This window comes from Armatimonas sp., from assembly GCF_964826245.1.
The window spans coordinates 1-12,998 of sequence record NZ_CBAYMC010000122.1; the positions used below are offsets into that span (position 1 = coordinate 1).

18 protein-coding genes are annotated in these 12,998 nt (G+C 58.0%); 8 read left to right on the top strand and 10 right to left on the bottom strand.

Annotated elements, in window-relative coordinates; translation table 11 throughout:
- Nucleotides 1-99: 99 nt before the first annotated feature.
- Genes AC1XOS_RS12750 through AC1XOS_RS12765 form a run of 4 tightly spaced genes read right to left on the bottom strand, consistent with a single transcriptional unit; the run spans nt 100 to nt 3,772 of the window.
- Entirely contained in the window at nt 100-1,176 is a 1,077-nt protein-coding gene (locus AC1XOS_RS12750; protein ID WP_481962600.1) for an N-acetyltransferase DgcN family protein, read from the bottom strand.
- Nucleotides 1,173-2,237 carry a dipeptide epimerase gene (locus AC1XOS_RS12755; protein ID WP_481962601.1) on the bottom strand — a complete coding sequence of 355 codons (1,065 nt, stop codon included), beginning with the start codon at nt 2,235-2,237 and terminating at the stop codon, nt 1,173-1,175. Before AC1XOS_RS12755 ends, AC1XOS_RS12750 begins: the two co-directional genes overlap by 4 nt.
- Complete coding sequence (locus tag AC1XOS_RS12760) at nt 2,238-3,083, bottom strand: phytanoyl-CoA dioxygenase family protein (protein WP_481962602.1); 846 nt, start codon at nt 3,081-3,083, stop codon at nt 2,238-2,240. It lies immediately after the preceding gene.
- Entirely contained in the window at nt 3,074-3,772 is a 699-nt protein-coding gene (locus tag AC1XOS_RS12765) for a phosphotransferase (protein ID WP_481962603.1), read from the bottom strand. Before AC1XOS_RS12765 ends, AC1XOS_RS12760 begins: the two co-directional genes overlap by 10 nt.
- A 113-nt stretch (nt 3,773-3,885) precedes the next feature.
- On the opposite strand from AC1XOS_RS12765, the gene AC1XOS_RS12770 reads away from it, so the two are divergent.
- Complete coding sequence (locus AC1XOS_RS12770; protein WP_481962604.1) at nt 3,886-4,266, top strand: cupin domain-containing protein; 381 nt, start codon at nt 3,886-3,888, stop codon at nt 4,264-4,266.
- Between the two features lie 6 nt (nt 4,267-4,272).
- On the opposite strand, the gene AC1XOS_RS12775 is transcribed toward AC1XOS_RS12770, so the two are convergent.
- From AC1XOS_RS12775 to AC1XOS_RS12785, 3 genes are read right to left on the bottom strand one after another with little or no spacing between them, the layout of a single operon-like run.
- Nucleotides 4,273-4,530 (bottom strand): anti-sigma factor family protein, encoded by a 258-nt coding sequence (locus AC1XOS_RS12775; RefSeq protein WP_481962605.1) that lies wholly within the window; start codon nt 4,528-4,530, stop codon nt 4,273-4,275.
- Between the two features lie 14 nt (nt 4,531-4,544).
- Nucleotides 4,545-5,153 carry a sigma-70 family RNA polymerase sigma factor gene (locus AC1XOS_RS12780; RefSeq protein ID WP_481962606.1) on the bottom strand — a complete coding sequence of 203 codons (609 nt, stop codon included), beginning with the start codon at nt 5,151-5,153 and terminating at the stop codon, nt 4,545-4,547.
- Complete coding sequence (locus AC1XOS_RS12785) at nt 5,101-5,895, bottom strand: S-methyl-5'-thioadenosine phosphorylase (RefSeq protein WP_481962607.1); 795 nt, start codon at nt 5,893-5,895, stop codon at nt 5,101-5,103. Before AC1XOS_RS12785 ends, AC1XOS_RS12780 begins: the two co-directional genes overlap by 53 nt.
- 113 nt (nt 5,896-6,008) lie before the next feature.
- On the opposite strand from AC1XOS_RS12785, the gene AC1XOS_RS12790 reads away from it, so the two are divergent.
- The 3 genes from AC1XOS_RS12790 to AC1XOS_RS12800 are packed head-to-tail and all read left to right on the top strand — an operon-like array spanning nt 6,009 to nt 7,954.
- Nucleotides 6,009-6,257 carry a helix-turn-helix domain-containing protein gene (locus tag AC1XOS_RS12790; RefSeq protein WP_481962608.1) on the top strand — a complete coding sequence of 83 codons (249 nt, stop codon included), beginning with the start codon at nt 6,009-6,011 and terminating at the stop codon, nt 6,255-6,257.
- Between the two features lie 9 nt (nt 6,258-6,266).
- On the top strand, nt 6,267-7,178 hold the full coding sequence (locus AC1XOS_RS12795; RefSeq protein ID WP_481962609.1) for an ABC transporter permease: 912 nt from the start codon (nt 6,267-6,269) through the stop codon (nt 7,176-7,178).
- Nucleotides 7,154-7,954, top strand: coding sequence for an ABC transporter ATP-binding protein (locus AC1XOS_RS12800; protein WP_481962610.1), 801 nt, complete (start codon nt 7,154-7,156; stop codon nt 7,952-7,954). The genes AC1XOS_RS12795 and AC1XOS_RS12800 overlap by 25 nt, the downstream gene beginning before the upstream one ends.
- Here AC1XOS_RS12800 and AC1XOS_RS12805 read toward each other — a convergent pair.
- From AC1XOS_RS12805 to AC1XOS_RS12815, 3 genes are all read right to left on the bottom strand, one after another.
- Nucleotides 7,951-8,271 (bottom strand): YtxH domain-containing protein, encoded by a 321-nt coding sequence (locus tag AC1XOS_RS12805; RefSeq protein WP_481962611.1) that lies wholly within the window; start codon nt 8,269-8,271, stop codon nt 7,951-7,953. The two genes, AC1XOS_RS12800 and AC1XOS_RS12805, sit on opposite strands and share 4 nt — an antisense overlap.
- Nucleotides 8,261-8,707 (bottom strand): hypothetical protein, encoded by a 447-nt coding sequence (locus tag AC1XOS_RS12810; protein ID WP_481962612.1) that lies wholly within the window; start codon nt 8,705-8,707, stop codon nt 8,261-8,263. The genes AC1XOS_RS12805 and AC1XOS_RS12810 overlap by 11 nt, the downstream gene beginning before the upstream one ends.
- 204 nt (nt 8,708-8,911) lie before the next feature.
- Nucleotides 8,912-10,090: a ParB/RepB/Spo0J family partition protein gene (locus tag AC1XOS_RS12815; protein WP_481962613.1), complete on the bottom strand. Its 1,179-nt coding sequence runs from the start codon at nt 10,088-10,090 to the stop codon at nt 8,912-8,914.
- Between the two features lie 55 nt (nt 10,091-10,145).
- On the opposite strand from AC1XOS_RS12815, the gene AC1XOS_RS12820 reads away from it, so the two are divergent.
- From AC1XOS_RS12820 to tilS, 4 genes are all read left to right on the top strand, one after another.
- Nucleotides 10,146-10,676 (top strand): DUF4446 family protein, encoded by a 531-nt coding sequence (locus AC1XOS_RS12820; RefSeq protein WP_481962614.1) that lies wholly within the window; start codon nt 10,146-10,148, stop codon nt 10,674-10,676.
- Entirely contained in the window at nt 10,673-11,287 is a 615-nt protein-coding gene (locus AC1XOS_RS12825; protein WP_481962615.1) for a sigma-70 family RNA polymerase sigma factor, read from the top strand. The genes AC1XOS_RS12820 and AC1XOS_RS12825 overlap by 4 nt, the downstream gene beginning before the upstream one ends.
- A gap of 8 nt (nt 11,288-11,295) precedes the next feature.
- Nucleotides 11,296-12,219, top strand: a complete 924-nt coding sequence (locus AC1XOS_RS12830; RefSeq protein ID WP_481962616.1) for an anti-sigma factor — start codon at nt 11,296-11,298, stop codon at nt 12,217-12,219.
- A partial coding sequence (gene tilS, locus AC1XOS_RS12835) for a tRNA lysidine(34) synthetase TilS (protein WP_481962617.1) occupies nt 12,197-12,998 on the top strand: 802 nt, incomplete at its 3' end. The genes AC1XOS_RS12830 and tilS, both read left to right, overlap by 23 nt.

Here is a 12,998-nt window from a genome sequence, read left to right on the forward strand (position 1 = left end):
AAGGGCCGAACGGTGTGCCCATGTGCTTCCAGAAGCGCCGTGACGACTTTGCCTATCCGCCCCGCGCTGCCCGTTACCAGTATCTTCATTGGGGCTATTCTACCCTGTAAGCACCGCGCGGAGAAGCTTCTCGCCGCCAAATCGCACGACATCCGTGGTTGGAAGGCCCGTCTCGGCTTCAGTCTGCTCACACGCGACTCTTGCCTCGTCGTCGGTGAGGTGGCCGCAGTTGAGCGCAATCCCGACAACCCGTGCAGGCAAGATCGGCGCACAAACCGCTTCGTAGAGGGCCGCGACTTCTTTGAGCGGTGGGAACGTTACCCAAGGCGCACGCGCAATGCTTTCCTGCCCGGCGCGGTGGCAGAGAATCAGATGCGTGGGCACGCTCCCACGGATCAGGGGCAGCCAGGCCGTCGATGCGGGATGGAGCGCGGAGCCTTGGCCCTCGACCCAGATCAGGCCCTCCTCCCCCGGCCCCTCCTCCCGATAACGGGAGGAGGGGAGTGTCTTGGCTGCTTCTAGCACTGCCCACTCGACACCGCCTGAGGCGAAGTCCACGCGTACAGCGTCTAGTGCGATTCCCGCCCCCGAGATGCAGATTCCGATCTGACCCGTCGCGACAAACGCCGAGGTGAGATTTTGGCGTTGTGCCGCTTGGTGTAGCTCTAAACTGGCCGTCATCTTGCCAATGGCCATGTCGGTGCCGACGGTGAGAATGCGTTTCGCATTGACCTCCCACGCTCGCCCGAGGCCGTTCTCAAGACCAACTGGCTCCTGGCGCACATCCCAGATCCAGGCGTTTGGCGTGAGTGCGACGCGGAACTCAGGGGCGTCGGCCATGCGCTCGTGGAGGCCATTGACCAGCGACATCCCACCGCGCAAGCCCTCAATGACTTCCTCTCGCCACTCCGCAGGTAAGATCCCACCTGCGGGGGCAATCGCAGGAACGAGCGTGTCGGCCCCGAGCGCGCGTGCTTCTGCAATGCGGGCGACAATGGGGACACTTCGCGCAATGCCCGTGAGCGCGGCTAGGTCCTGTCCTGCTGTCTGTCGGTCAATGACGCAGGTGATCTGCGCATCGGAGTAGCGCAGTAGACCGAAGCCCATCTTGCCCCCGCTTCCTACAACCGCTTCGTGCATGAGAAGCGCGAGCTTGCGGTCGGCGGTGAGTTTCAATTTCGTTTCACTCCCAAGCCCGGCACGTCGGTGGGGAGTACCTTGCCGTCTTTCCAAGCCGCACCGACAAAGGGGTCGTTCTTGAGATTGAGATGACTGTCTAAGTCCAAGTGGTCGAAGGCGGCTCCGATCTGTGCACCTGCCGTGATGGCCAGCGACGACTCGCCCATACAGCCGAGCATGGTGTGTAGGCCGTGGGCCTTTGCTACCGCGACAATGCGTAGCGCCTCGCGCAGGCCGCCGCACTTCATGAGTTTTACATTGACGCCGTCAATCATGCCCGCCACTTTGGGGACATCGGAGGCGACGCGGATCGTCTCGTCGAGGAAGATCGGGATTGGAGCGGGGCGTAGCGCGGCGAGACCGTCTTCGTTGCCTTGCTCCAGCGGCTGCTCGACGTACTCGACGCCGCGTGCGGCCAGCCAGGGGATCATCTTCTGAGCATCCGCGACGCTCCAGCCGCCATTGGCATCCACGCGGAAAATAGCATCGGGACGGGCCGCTCCTTGGATAGCAGCAAACATCGCTTGGTCTGCGTCTGTTCCCTCAGGGCTGCCCAGCTTGATCTTGAGAACCCGTGCGCCGGTTCGCGCGTGCCAGTCCAAGGTCTGGCTTGCAGCCTCTTCCGGCGACTGAATGCCCACGGTAACGGATGTCTCGACGGTGCGCGTCGGGTCCAGTCCGTAGAGCTGCCAGACAGGCACACCTAGCTTCTTACCGAGCCAGTCGTGGCAGGCCATCTCAATGGCAGCCTTGACCGCACCGCCACCGCCCACACCGCCAAAACCCACTGCTGCCGACGGAAGCTCGCTCAGAACGCCCTCCACACGATCCAGCTCGCCGGGGGAGAGGGCAGAGAGGGGGGCGCGAAGGCTCTCAATATCTGCCTCGCCCGTGTGGGCCTTGTCGCCGCTGACACTATTGGGGCCAAGCTCGCCCAGCCCGACAATCCCGTCGTGCTCGATCGTGACAAATAAATTGGTTGCGTTGCCGCTCACGCCCCGGCTGATGCGTAGGGGGATAAGCTTTTCCAGCGTGATGCGCTCCGTCGTAATGATCATCTAGTTCCAGGGTTCCAATCCCAAAAGTTTTTTACCTAGCTCGGTTAGCTCAGCGGTTTTTCCGTATTTTTGCTCCCAGCCACGCGGGTCGCCGGGTGCCCAGCCCGCCTCGGGGCTACGTCGCTCCCGCCAGCGCATGACTCTGTCATCGCGCTCCGCTTGGTTGTCGTAGCGCTCCGGCCACATCGTGATGTACTGCGCCAGCCGTGGCTGATCCGAGAGATTGCGGCCATTGCCGTGCAGTAGCCGCGTGTTCCAGATCACCAAGTCGCCCGCCTCGGCTGCAATCGGCACGATCTCAATCTCACTCTTATCTCGTGGCGAGCGCTTGCCTTCATCGGGGGCTCCAGGCACTTGTTCTCGGGTGGCGGCCCAGCGCTCGATCAATTTGTGGTGGCCGGGGACGCAGCAAAAGCCGCCGCGCTCGACGGGTGTGTCCGACAGATAGAGCACGCCCTGTACCCGAAACGGCGCGGTGTGCGCCTCCATCGGATCAATATCCCAGTGGATCATGCCCAGGTGGTCGTACTCTGGGTGGTCGGGGTGCACCGGCGGGTTGAAGTTCACGCGATCAAAGCTCACCCAGAGCTTTTCTGTGCCGTAGATCTGGGTGAAGGCGGCGTGGACACTGGGGTGCTGGCGCGTGTCCCAGAGCGCCTGGTGCTGATAAAGCTCCAGCATCCCGCCGCGCTTTAGAGGCTCCTGGTACCAGCCATCAGGGTTGGTGGGGGCAAAGCCTAGAAAGTCGTACTCTGCGGCAACTACTGCGTCGCAGAGCGATTTGGGAACGACACTTTTCACGACTACATAGCCGTTGGTCTCAAAAAAATCTTGGTCTAGTTCCATAGGGTATAAAATGCCTCAAAAAGCCGGAGAGCCTCCACGCCGCCCTCCCAGCCGTAGCCACGAAGAAACGCGTCTTGGTAGTGAGGCGTCTTCGGGTCACCATTGCTATTGCGCCGTAGGCTCCAGAGCGCTGTCGCCAGATCGTAGCGCGGATCGGCCCAGCCGCCATCGCCCCAGTCCACAGCTCCGGTGATTGTACCCGTCTCGACCATAAAATTAGGCAGGCAGGCGTCGCCGTGGCAGAACGCGAGCTGCGAGGAGATATGAGGGCTCTCGCGCTCAACCCAGTCGGCGACATCGGCGTAGCGCTCCCCGGCAAACGGCGTGTAGCTCAGCTCGATACTCTCCCAAAAGCGCTTCTCTGCCGTTGCCCGTACCCGAGCCAGGGCTTCATCACGCCAGAGTGTTTCGGGTTTGGGGATTGGCGGCTCCCAGGTGTGAATCAGTTTGAGCGCCTTGCCAAAAGCCTCCGCCAGCGCCGTGCGCCGCTCAGGTGTCTGCTCAAATGCCTCGGCCAAGTTGATGCCAGGCAGCTCCGAAAAATACAGCGCGCCGCTCGCATCCTCGCCCCGAAACGCGGGAACCAACGGCTGATAGGCCGCCAAAGCGCTCACGACTTCACCCTCGCGGCAAGTCGCACCGAGTTTTTGAATGAGCTGTTGCCCGCCCTCCGTAACCACACGGTACACGGTTGCGTTTTCTCCTTGGAAGGCAAGAGGACCGAGTGAGATGACAGGATCGGAAAACATAAAGCCTGGTTCTGTGTCGCGTACTGCGTTTCCTGCCGTACAATAGGGGCTGTATGGACATTAAACCTGAAGACCTCCCCGTACGAGTCGAAAAACCCTGGGGCTATGAGATTTGGTACGCGTGGACCGACATCTATGTTGGTAAGATCATTCATGTCAATGCGGGCCAGAAGCTCAGCTTGCAGTACCATGACTTTAAAGATGAGACGAGCTACTTGCTCAAGGGGCGCATGAAGCTCACCAAGGGCGCGACGGTGGATACACTCACGGTCACGGAGATCGCGGAGGGGCATCAGTGGCGCAACCGGCCTCTGGAGATCCACACCATCGAGGCCATTGAAGACTCCGATGTCCTAGAGGTCTCGACCCCACACCTCGATGACGTCGTGCGTCTCCAAGATGCCTATGGTCGTGAGGGGACAAACAAGCCCTAGCTAGGTCTAGCCTCTCTTGAGCAGGCCCATGACGCGCTGGCGAAGCCCATCCGGGGCCTGCACCTGACCTACTTTTTCGCGTAGGGTCTTTAAGAGTGTCTCCTCAAAGTGAAACTTCTCGAAGCAGCCCTTGCACTGCTGGAGGTGACTCTGCACTAGTGTCTCTTCCTCCGGATGAAGCTCACGGCTGAGGAAGTCGTTGAGCCGCTCGACGGCTTGCTGGCATTGATTAAATTCTAGAGACTCGATCGGAGCCTTATCCATGGTCGTATACAATCCTAGCGTGGGTTTTCTTCCGTAAAGGCCCACAGGGCGCGCTGGACAAGCCGTCGCCCTCGGGAGAGCCTGGAACGTACCGTACCAATCGGTATCTCCAAGATCTCACTGATCTCCTGATAGGAAAGCTCATTCAAGTCTGCAAGAATCACGGTGTCTCGGTACTCACCTGGTAAGTTCCCGATGGCTTCTTGAATGGCTTCCACCTGAATTTTACCCATCACTGCCGATTCGGGAGTATCTGCCTTGCCGGAGACATAGGCATCTTGTAAGCGATTGTAGAGAAAGAAGTCTTCCATCTCATCGTAGGAAGTCTTCTCCGGCTCTCGCTTTTTCCGTCGGTAGTTATTGATAAATAAATTTGTTAGTATGCGAAACAGCCAGGCCCGTGCATTAGTTCCCACTTGAAATTTATCAATAAATTGGTAGGCACGGACAAACGTATCCTGAACCAAATCATCGGCGTCTTGAGCGTTGCGCGTCATCGAGAGCGCCGCACGGTAGAGCGAGTCGAGATGGGGGAGCATCTGGGTCTCGAAGAGGATATCCGATGAAGACTTAGCCAAGTCGCGCACCTGTGAGGGCCGCTCGGGCAGGGCTCGGGCTGACATCGGGGAGCGTCTCGACGAGCTCGGCAAGTAGGCCTCGGAGGTTCTCGATGTTGGCGGCGAAGACTTCAAGTACGGCTTCGTGCGTGACGGCCTCAGCACTCTCGCTGACGAGGCCCGCATCATAGTCGGTCACCAGAGAGAGATTGAGATAGGGTAGCTCTAGCTCGCGGGCGAGGTAGGCTTCAGGATACTGGGTCATGCCAATAATGTCCCAGCCCATGTGGGTGTACCAGCGCGACTCCGCCTTGGTGGAGAAGCGTGGCCCATTGACCACGACAATCGTCCCGTTTTCATGGACGGTCACGCCGCGACGCTGGCAGACCCCTAGCGCGTGGGCTCGCAGAACCGGGCAGTAGGGATCTGCCGCGGAGACATGGGTGACGATAGGGCCGTCGTAGAACGTATCGGTGCGCCCACTTGTCCGGTCTATAAACTGATCGCACAGTACCACATGCCCGGGTTCAATGTGCTTTTGGAGCGAGCCGACCGCACAGGGCCCAATCACAGCGTCAACCCCCAGAGACTTCATAGCCCAGACATTGGCGCGGTAGTTGATCTTATGGGGTGGGATCGTGTGACCGCGTCCGTGGCGCGGTAAAAAGGCAACTTCTTTCCCCCCCAGCATCCCCAAGACGACTTTGTCCGAAGGCGGGCCGTAAGGCGTCTCAATCCAGCGTTCCTCAACATCGCCTGTCAGGAGCTGATAGAGCCCCGAGCCACCGAAAATTCCCACCTGTGCCATGTCCTCTGTTATACCCGAGTTCTTAGCGCTTTTTGCTTGCCTTATTCACCTCTTGATATTTCCTGGCAAGTGCTTGACATTCCTAGGGGCAGGGGTTATACTTGCCAAACAGGATGCTTGCCATCCAGTTGAAAATAGGAGCAGTAAACGAGACGATGGATTCGGAGAACCGGGAACTTTTGACAGTGGAGCAGGCAGCGAACTACCTGCAACTGTCTCAATCCAGCATCCGCTCGTATATCCGTCAGGGAAAGCTTAAGGCCTTTCGTGTTGCGGGAAAACGTAAAGTTCTCATTCACCGGGAAGACCTCCTCAAGCTCCTTGAGCCTGCCCGTGAAGAAGAACACGATACCGCTGAGTAGCCACGAGGCATGAGCCTCCGAACTCTTCTTGAGGAAGCACGGGAAGCAGGGCGCTACCGTGAGCTACTGGATAATCTGGTTCGTCGCGAGCTGGATGTCCGCTACAAAAACTCCAAGCTTGGTGTCGCTTGGTCGCTGGCAAATCCCGTCGTCCGTGCGCTGATTCTCGCCGTTGTTTTTACCTACATTGTCCAGATCAAAATCGAGGGGAGCCCGTACTTTCCCTTCGTCGTGGCGACATTTTTCCCCTGGACGTACTTTCTCACCGGTGTTTTGGATGCAGGTGACTCGGTCTCTAAGCACCTTCCTCTGATCCGTAAAGTCTACTTCCCGCGCGAGCTACTGCCTCTGGCAACCACGATTGCCAACTACCACCACTTTCGGCTGACACTTTTAGTGGTGGTGCTCCCTCTGGTGTTTTTTCTCTACCTCAGTGACTGGCTACGCAATGGGCACTTGACACTTCCTCCCGCAGGAATTCTGCTATTGCCGGTTTTGGTGATGATGCAGACACTGCTGATCGGAGGAATCGCGCTCTTTCTCTCTGCACTCAACGTCTTTTTCGAGGACGTGAAGTTCCTGACCGCTGTCGCACTGGATCTGCTTTTCTATGGTATCCCGATTATCTATTTTTTAGAGATGGTGCAGTACTCCGACAAGATCCCCGCCTGGCTTCAAGGGCCGATCTATCAAGCCTACTTGCTCAATCCCATCGTGGTGATCGTCACCAGCTACCGTGCATTTCTGCTACACCCCGTTAACAGGCCCGCAGGGGCCTTGGGGCTTACCTCGCCCATCTCGGTGAACCACCCGGTGCCCTGGCCGTACTTTATATCTGCCTGTGTGGTCTGTGTTGCGACTTTTATCGGGGGCTATGCGTTCTTTAATAGCCGCAAGTGGCGCTTTGTGGAGCAAGTGTGAGCCTGCCTGCCATTGAGCTTGCTCATGTTACCAAGCGCTTTCGGCTCCGCGAAGACGGTTATGCAGGGCTGAAGGGGAGGCTGGGCCAGCTCTCGAAAGGCATCAAGCCGACCTACAAGATCGTCGCGGCACTCGAAGATGTCTCGCTGACGATCCACAAGGGCGAGACGGTGGCGCTTCTAGGGCGTAATGGCTCGGGGAAGTCGACGCTACTCTCGCTGATTGCCAACGTGATGAAGCCCGATGAAGGCACCGTGACGTTTCCTGCGTCTGCTGACCCCGCTCATCCTCGCCTCGCCCCGCTGCTGGAAGTAGGAGCAGGCTTTCACCCTGATCTGACAGGCCTGCAGAATATCACGTTCAACGGCTCGATCCTGGGGCTGACACGGGCTCAGATGGAGGAGCGTCGCGAAGAGATTCTCGCCTTTGCGGACTTTGCGGAGCCCAAGTACTACAACATGCCCGTTCGCACCTACTCATCGGGGATGTTTGTGCGCCTCGGCTTTGCGGTCGCTGTCCACACCGACCCAGAGATCGTGCTGGTGGACGAGACTCTCGCCGTCGGGGACGCGCTGTTTCAAGAGAAGTGTCTCGCGAAGATCGCCCAGTTTCAGCAAGAGGGACGCACGATCGTGGTCGTGAGCCACGACATGGAGGCGGTCAAAAAAGTAGCGACCCGAGCCGTGTGGCTTGCACAGGCTCGGGTCGCCGACGATAGCACGGATGTTGGGAGTGTCATCCAGCGTTATCTGGACTCGCTCCACGAAACTCGCTAAGCGCCTGCCGCTTCGGGTTCTATGGTTCCGCCCGCTTCGCCGCGCTTGCCAATACGGGCCGCGACGCTCGAAGCGGACTCTTTAACACTGGAGGCGATGGTCGTGGTCTTCTCCTTTAGCGTTCCTCCGACCTCGGTTGCCTTGGTGCGTGCTTTCTCGTAGGTATCGGCTGTCTTCTCTTTCAGCTCGCCGCTTTTATCTTTCAGCTTGCCACGCGTCTCTTCGCCGCTCTGCGGGGCATAGAGCAGCGCCAAGGCCGCGCCCAGTGCGCCGCCGATGAGCAAGCCAACAAGGAAGTCACTTTTATTATTCGCCATGATGAGGGTTCTCCATTACCGAAAGTTGGGGTTTATTTGATTGTAGCACACTCGATGATGGTCTCGCACGAAGTGCCTTCGCACCCGCCGCGACACCGGCTAAGAGGGCATTGACGCTGACAAAAGGACTATGAATCGTTTTTTGCACCAGTCGCGAGGTGACCTCTGTCTTGGCCTCCACGGTCGCTGCAACTGCATCCCCGTGCGCCAGCAGGCTCTCCGTGGTGTCGCCAATCGTGGCGAGCTTCTCATTGGTCAGAGCGAGTGCCTGATCTGCTTTTTGCAAGAGCGGCTCGACCTGGAGAGTGAGTGCCTCCAAGCGGCTATTGACCTTGAGAAGTACCACAGTCAGTCCGACGACAACGAAAGTCAGGATCAGGGAGAGTCCCAGATACCAGATGATAACCAGATTGCTGGCGACAGGATTAAGGTTCATAGAAAAACATCCAAAATTTTTGCTCTCGATCGTATAGATAATACCGCCCCGCACCGAGAATAAGAACATCTCCTTTCTACCACTTAACTTGATAGCTGACCTGCGGAACTCTCCGCAGGTCGTTTTTTTGGGGTTTAAGAGAAAAAAAATCCCCACTTGGCTCGTCCAAGCGGGGGGATTGTCAATCTGTGATCGGGTAAACGGCTACGCTACCATTTTTAGTTTTGTCGCTTGCACATCAAACTTGGGCTTGTACATCGGGCAGCGGTAGCTCTTCGAGTGCTCTTTCGGGTTCTCTGCCTCCGCGACAAAGATCTTGCCTCCCGTGACCCCACATTTCTCAAAGTTGCGGTCGTAGTTGCCACAGTCGTAGCAGCGCCGCAGGATAGTCCAGCAGACCGAGCAGCGCACGGAGCCGATGAGCTCGACACGGCCACAGAGCGGGCAGTGGATATAGACCTCGCGGAACCCAAAGTCCTTGGTGGCCAGCGCATCCCGTAGCTTGGAGTTGAAGCTCTCTAAGTCTCGCTGGAGCTCCGCGGTAGTGGCCAGAAGCTGATTCATGTGCTCCGCCGTCAGAAACTCCCCAATGCGATCATCGAGCATGTCGGAAAGAACGGAGGCCTGTTTTTCGATTCCCTTGAGGTGCTGCTCGGCTGTTTGTGCCTTATAGGGTTTCTTGCGCTCTTCGCGGGCTCCCAAGCTACGGAGCATCTGCTCCGTGACAGCTATGGAGACACGTAAAAACGCTTCTTTTTTCGCCGGGAACTGCTTGATCGCGCTGAGAATCTTCTCCAGATCTGAAATATTGAGCTTCTCGCCTTTTATTTTTTCGACGAGCCGGAGCTGGCAGACCGTATCCCCATTGATGGCGAGGAGGGCCCTGGCATGACCTTCCTGGAAGACAGCACCTTTGGCCGGATTTTGGATCAGCTCTTGCTGAATCTGCGATGGAAGCTCCAAAAGCTCCAGAGTTCGTCGAACCGTGGTCTCTGAGACACCAAGAGTTTTTGAGATCTTCTCATAGCTCATGTGCTGAAGAAGCCCCTGCATCGCGCGGGCCTTCTCGATAACGTTCATGTCCTCGCGCTGGTAGTTCTCCAGGAGGGCATCGGTGGCAGCATCTTCGTCGTTTAAATCCCGCACAATGGCCAGGATAGTCGGGAGGCCGAGCATCTTACAAGCACGATAGCGCCGCTCTCCCATCACAATCTCAAAGAAACCTTTATTCGCACCGACGAGGGGGCGAACCACGATGGGCTGCAGAACGCCACGTTCCTTTATAGAGGCGGCGAGTTCTTCCAGGGATTCCTGATAAAATGTTCGACGCGGCTGATTTTCGTTGGGACGAATCTTGTCTAGGGGAAGGTTCTCGGTAGCCATAGTTAGTCTCTATGTGAGATTGTTGGATTTTGTGATAGGAAACTGGAGGTTGGATATGGGGGGCCTGAATGGGCTACTCGGTGGGCTGGTGCACTGGGTAGAGACACAGCCTGGTGTGGCATTGCTGAGCTTAATACTAGTCAATACACTGATACTGATCCTGGTAGTCATGAGCCTCACCAAGATACAGAAGCTAAACCGCCGACAGACACTGATGCTCCGTGGCGTGGACGGAGGAAGCCTCGAAAACCTCTTGCTAGACTACTCTCAGCAAGTTCCTCGCTTCAAAGGCGGCTTGGAGCGAGCGCTGACGGTCGGTCAGGCCAATGAGACAGCCTTGCGACAGACTCTCCGTCGGGTGGGACTGTATCGCTACGATGCGTTTGCCAATGTTGGGGGAATGCAGAGCTTCTCGCTCGCGCTCCTAGACGAAGGAACAAACGGAGTTGTTCTGACGGGGCTCTACTCACGCCAAGACGTCAGAATCTACGCGAAGCCTATTGTTAAGGGCCGCTCGGAAGTGACGCTTACCCCCGAAGAGCAGCGTGCCATCTCCGAAGCGCGTCTGCCTGCGGAGCAAGAATGACCCTGACACCCTTGGAAGAAAAACAGCTCATTGAGCGGAGCCGCAAAGGCGATATTGCCGCCTTTGACAAGCTTGTGCGGCGCTATGAGCGCACGGTCTACAACGTGGCCTACCGCCTGAGTAACTCTCACGACGATGCTTCCGATATTGCACAAGAGGCTTTTGTACGGGCTTGGAACAACCTTAAGTCATTTCGGGGTGAGGCACAGTTTTCGACTTGGATTCATCGAATCGTCACCAATGTTTTCCTCGATGACAGAAAGAAAAAGCGCTCACGACCGACAACATCACTAGAGGAGTCGGTTGATCTAGACGAAAACAGTGTCACTCGGCAGTATGAGGATACTTCCCCCAGCCCTGAGGCACTCATGGAAGGCGAAGAGCGCCGTATGATCTTGGAGAAAGCCGTCCAGACCCTCCCTGAGGCCCAGCGCGTGATGATCGTCATGTACCACAACCAGGGGCTTGCCTACGAAGAGATCGCCGAGATCACGGAGCTTCCCATTGGTACCGTGAAGTCGCGCCTTAATCGGGCACGGCTTGCGCTACGAGATCGGCTGGGTAAAGTGGCGGAACTTTTTGGAGTAGAGGGAAGTCCTACCCTCCAGTAGGAACAAATATGGATAGCAAACAGTGGCGCGAGATCGCGTCTGAATACATCGAAGGAACTCTGTCTGCCGACAAGACTCGTGAGGTACGAGAGTTTCTGGCCATAAGCCTGGAAGCCCGTCTGGACGAGCTAGCCCTGCGTGGGATCACACAAAACCTGAACGACTTGCCTGAAGTAGACCCACCGCTCTTCTTTGCAGACAATACTATCGCCCGGATTGAGCGGGAGCGAGAAGAAGCACAGCAGAAAAGCTGGCGCTCATGGCTCCCGAACTTTGGGCGCTTGGCACTGGGCTCTCTGGTGGCCGGTGGCGTTATGGCAGGAGTGGCCTGGCAGTTCTTCTTTCCACGTGCCAGTCAAGTCAGCCAAGCAGGCTTGGTAGGGGGACCTACAAACTCCGTACAACCCACAAGTGCTGCGCCAAGACCGATCCTGAAACTCTCGTCCGTCAAGGTTGAGGAGGCGACACTCACGTTTAATCTCACGCTGGAGAACGCCGAGTCTGCGATGGTGCTTGCCAGTGTGTCGGGCGGCCCCACGACGGGTGTCTCTTTGGGGGGCACCGAGCCGCCGACCCGTCCGCTGAAAGTCCCACTCGATCCTGCCCAAGATGTGCAGGTAGTCAAGCTGCTCTCCGCTGCAGGGGGCACCAAGGGTGAGCAGTGGCTGATTACACCTCTGATGAACTTGCAACCTGCTAGTGCCCGTCTCTCGTTTGGGATGGGGGAGCTCCCGCTGACACCGCAGGCACTCTCGGAGCTTGCCAAGCGATTTGGCCAGGCGATCACCGTGGTGGATGTCCCGCAGTCGGAGCGCCGGATTCAGTTCGACGCCCGCAATGAGACTCTTGAAGAGCTCCTGACACGCCATCTGGGGCCGCTTGGAATGACGGTAACCCGCGCCGAGAACCGTGTCGTCGTCTCCGCAAAATAGCGCACTTTCCCCGCTTGCCCGCTCTCTGGTCACTTTTGTCCAGGAGCGGGCTTTGCTGTTTTCGGGCGAGCGCCCTCTCATCGCGCTCTCAGGGGGAGCCGACTCGTGCGCCTTGCTTCTGCTCTGGTGCGAGGCGGCTGAGAGAGGATTGTTGCCGCAGGCGGCGGGCGTCGCACACTTTCACCACGGCATGCGGGGCCGCGATGCCGATGCCGATGCGGGCTTCTGTGGGGCGCTAGCCACACGCTATGGCCTGCCCTGTGTGATTGAGCTGGGCGCGCTCTCCCAAGCCAACGAGGCCGAGGCACGCGCTGCACGCTACACGTTTCTCGAAGAAGCGGCGCAAGAGCTTGGAGCGCACGTGATCGCCACCGCACACCACGCCGATGACCAAGCCGAGACCGTGCTGATGCGTGTCTTCCGGGGCACCAGTGTCAGTGGGCTGGCAGGTATCCCCGTGCGCCGGGGAGATATCATCCGTCCATTGCTCTTTGCCCGCCGAAGCGAGATCGAAGCGTATTGTTTAGAGCAAGGCATCGCGCCGCGCCACGATCCCACCAACGACAACCCTCACTATCCCCGACGAAAAGTCCGCACCCTCCTCCCGGAGCTTGCCCAGAGCTTCAACCCTCGCCTTACTGAGGCCCTCTGCCGCCTCGCGGACCATGCGCGGGACGATGCGGCGTATCTGGATGAGCTGGCCGAGAAAGCTCAAGCCACCGAAGACTTGCGCGTACTGTCCCGCCCGATCTTGCGCCGCGTTCTCCTCAAAAGGCTCT

What these genes read in the sequence shown, in the direction of transcription:
- AC1XOS_RS12755 (WP_481962601.1), bottom strand. Translation starts at nt 2,237, where the DNA reads ATGATCATTACGACGGAGCGCATCACGCTGGAAAAGCTTATCCCCCTA.
- AC1XOS_RS12760 (WP_481962602.1), bottom strand. Translation starts at nt 3,083, where the DNA reads ATGGAACTAGACCAAGATTTTTTTGAGACCAACGGCTATGTAGTCGTG.
- AC1XOS_RS12770 (WP_481962604.1), top strand. Translation starts at nt 3,886, where the DNA reads ATGGACATTAAACCTGAAGACCTCCCCGTACGAGTCGAAAAACCCTGG.
- AC1XOS_RS12775 (WP_481962605.1), bottom strand. Translation starts at nt 4,530, where the DNA reads ATGGATAAGGCTCCGATCGAGTCTCTAGAATTTAATCAATGCCAGCAA.
- AC1XOS_RS12780 (WP_481962606.1), bottom strand. Translation starts at nt 5,153, where the DNA reads ATGTCAGCCCGAGCCCTGCCCGAGCGGCCCTCACAGGTGCGCGACTTG.
- AC1XOS_RS12785 (WP_481962607.1), bottom strand. Translation starts at nt 5,895, where the DNA reads ATGGCACAGGTGGGAATTTTCGGTGGCTCGGGGCTCTATCAGCTCCTG.
- AC1XOS_RS12790 (WP_481962608.1), top strand. Translation starts at nt 6,009, where the DNA reads ATGCTTGCCATCCAGTTGAAAATAGGAGCAGTAAACGAGACGATGGAT.
- AC1XOS_RS12795 (WP_481962609.1), top strand. Translation starts at nt 6,267, where the DNA reads ATGAGCCTCCGAACTCTTCTTGAGGAAGCACGGGAAGCAGGGCGCTAC.
- AC1XOS_RS12805 (WP_481962611.1), bottom strand. Translation starts at nt 8,271, where the DNA reads ATGGCGAATAATAAAAGTGACTTCCTTGTTGGCTTGCTCATCGGCGGC.
- AC1XOS_RS12810 (WP_481962612.1), bottom strand. Translation starts at nt 8,707, where the DNA reads ATGAACCTTAATCCTGTCGCCAGCAATCTGGTTATCATCTGGTATCTG.
- AC1XOS_RS12815 (WP_481962613.1), bottom strand. Translation starts at nt 10,090, where the DNA reads ATGGCTACCGAGAACCTTCCCCTAGACAAGATTCGTCCCAACGAAAAT.
- AC1XOS_RS12820 (WP_481962614.1), top strand. Translation starts at nt 10,146, where the DNA reads ATGGGGGGCCTGAATGGGCTACTCGGTGGGCTGGTGCACTGGGTAGAG.
- AC1XOS_RS12825 (WP_481962615.1), top strand. Translation starts at nt 10,673, where the DNA reads ATGACCCTGACACCCTTGGAAGAAAAACAGCTCATTGAGCGGAGCCGC.
- AC1XOS_RS12830 (WP_481962616.1), top strand. Translation starts at nt 11,296, where the DNA reads ATGGATAGCAAACAGTGGCGCGAGATCGCGTCTGAATACATCGAAGGA.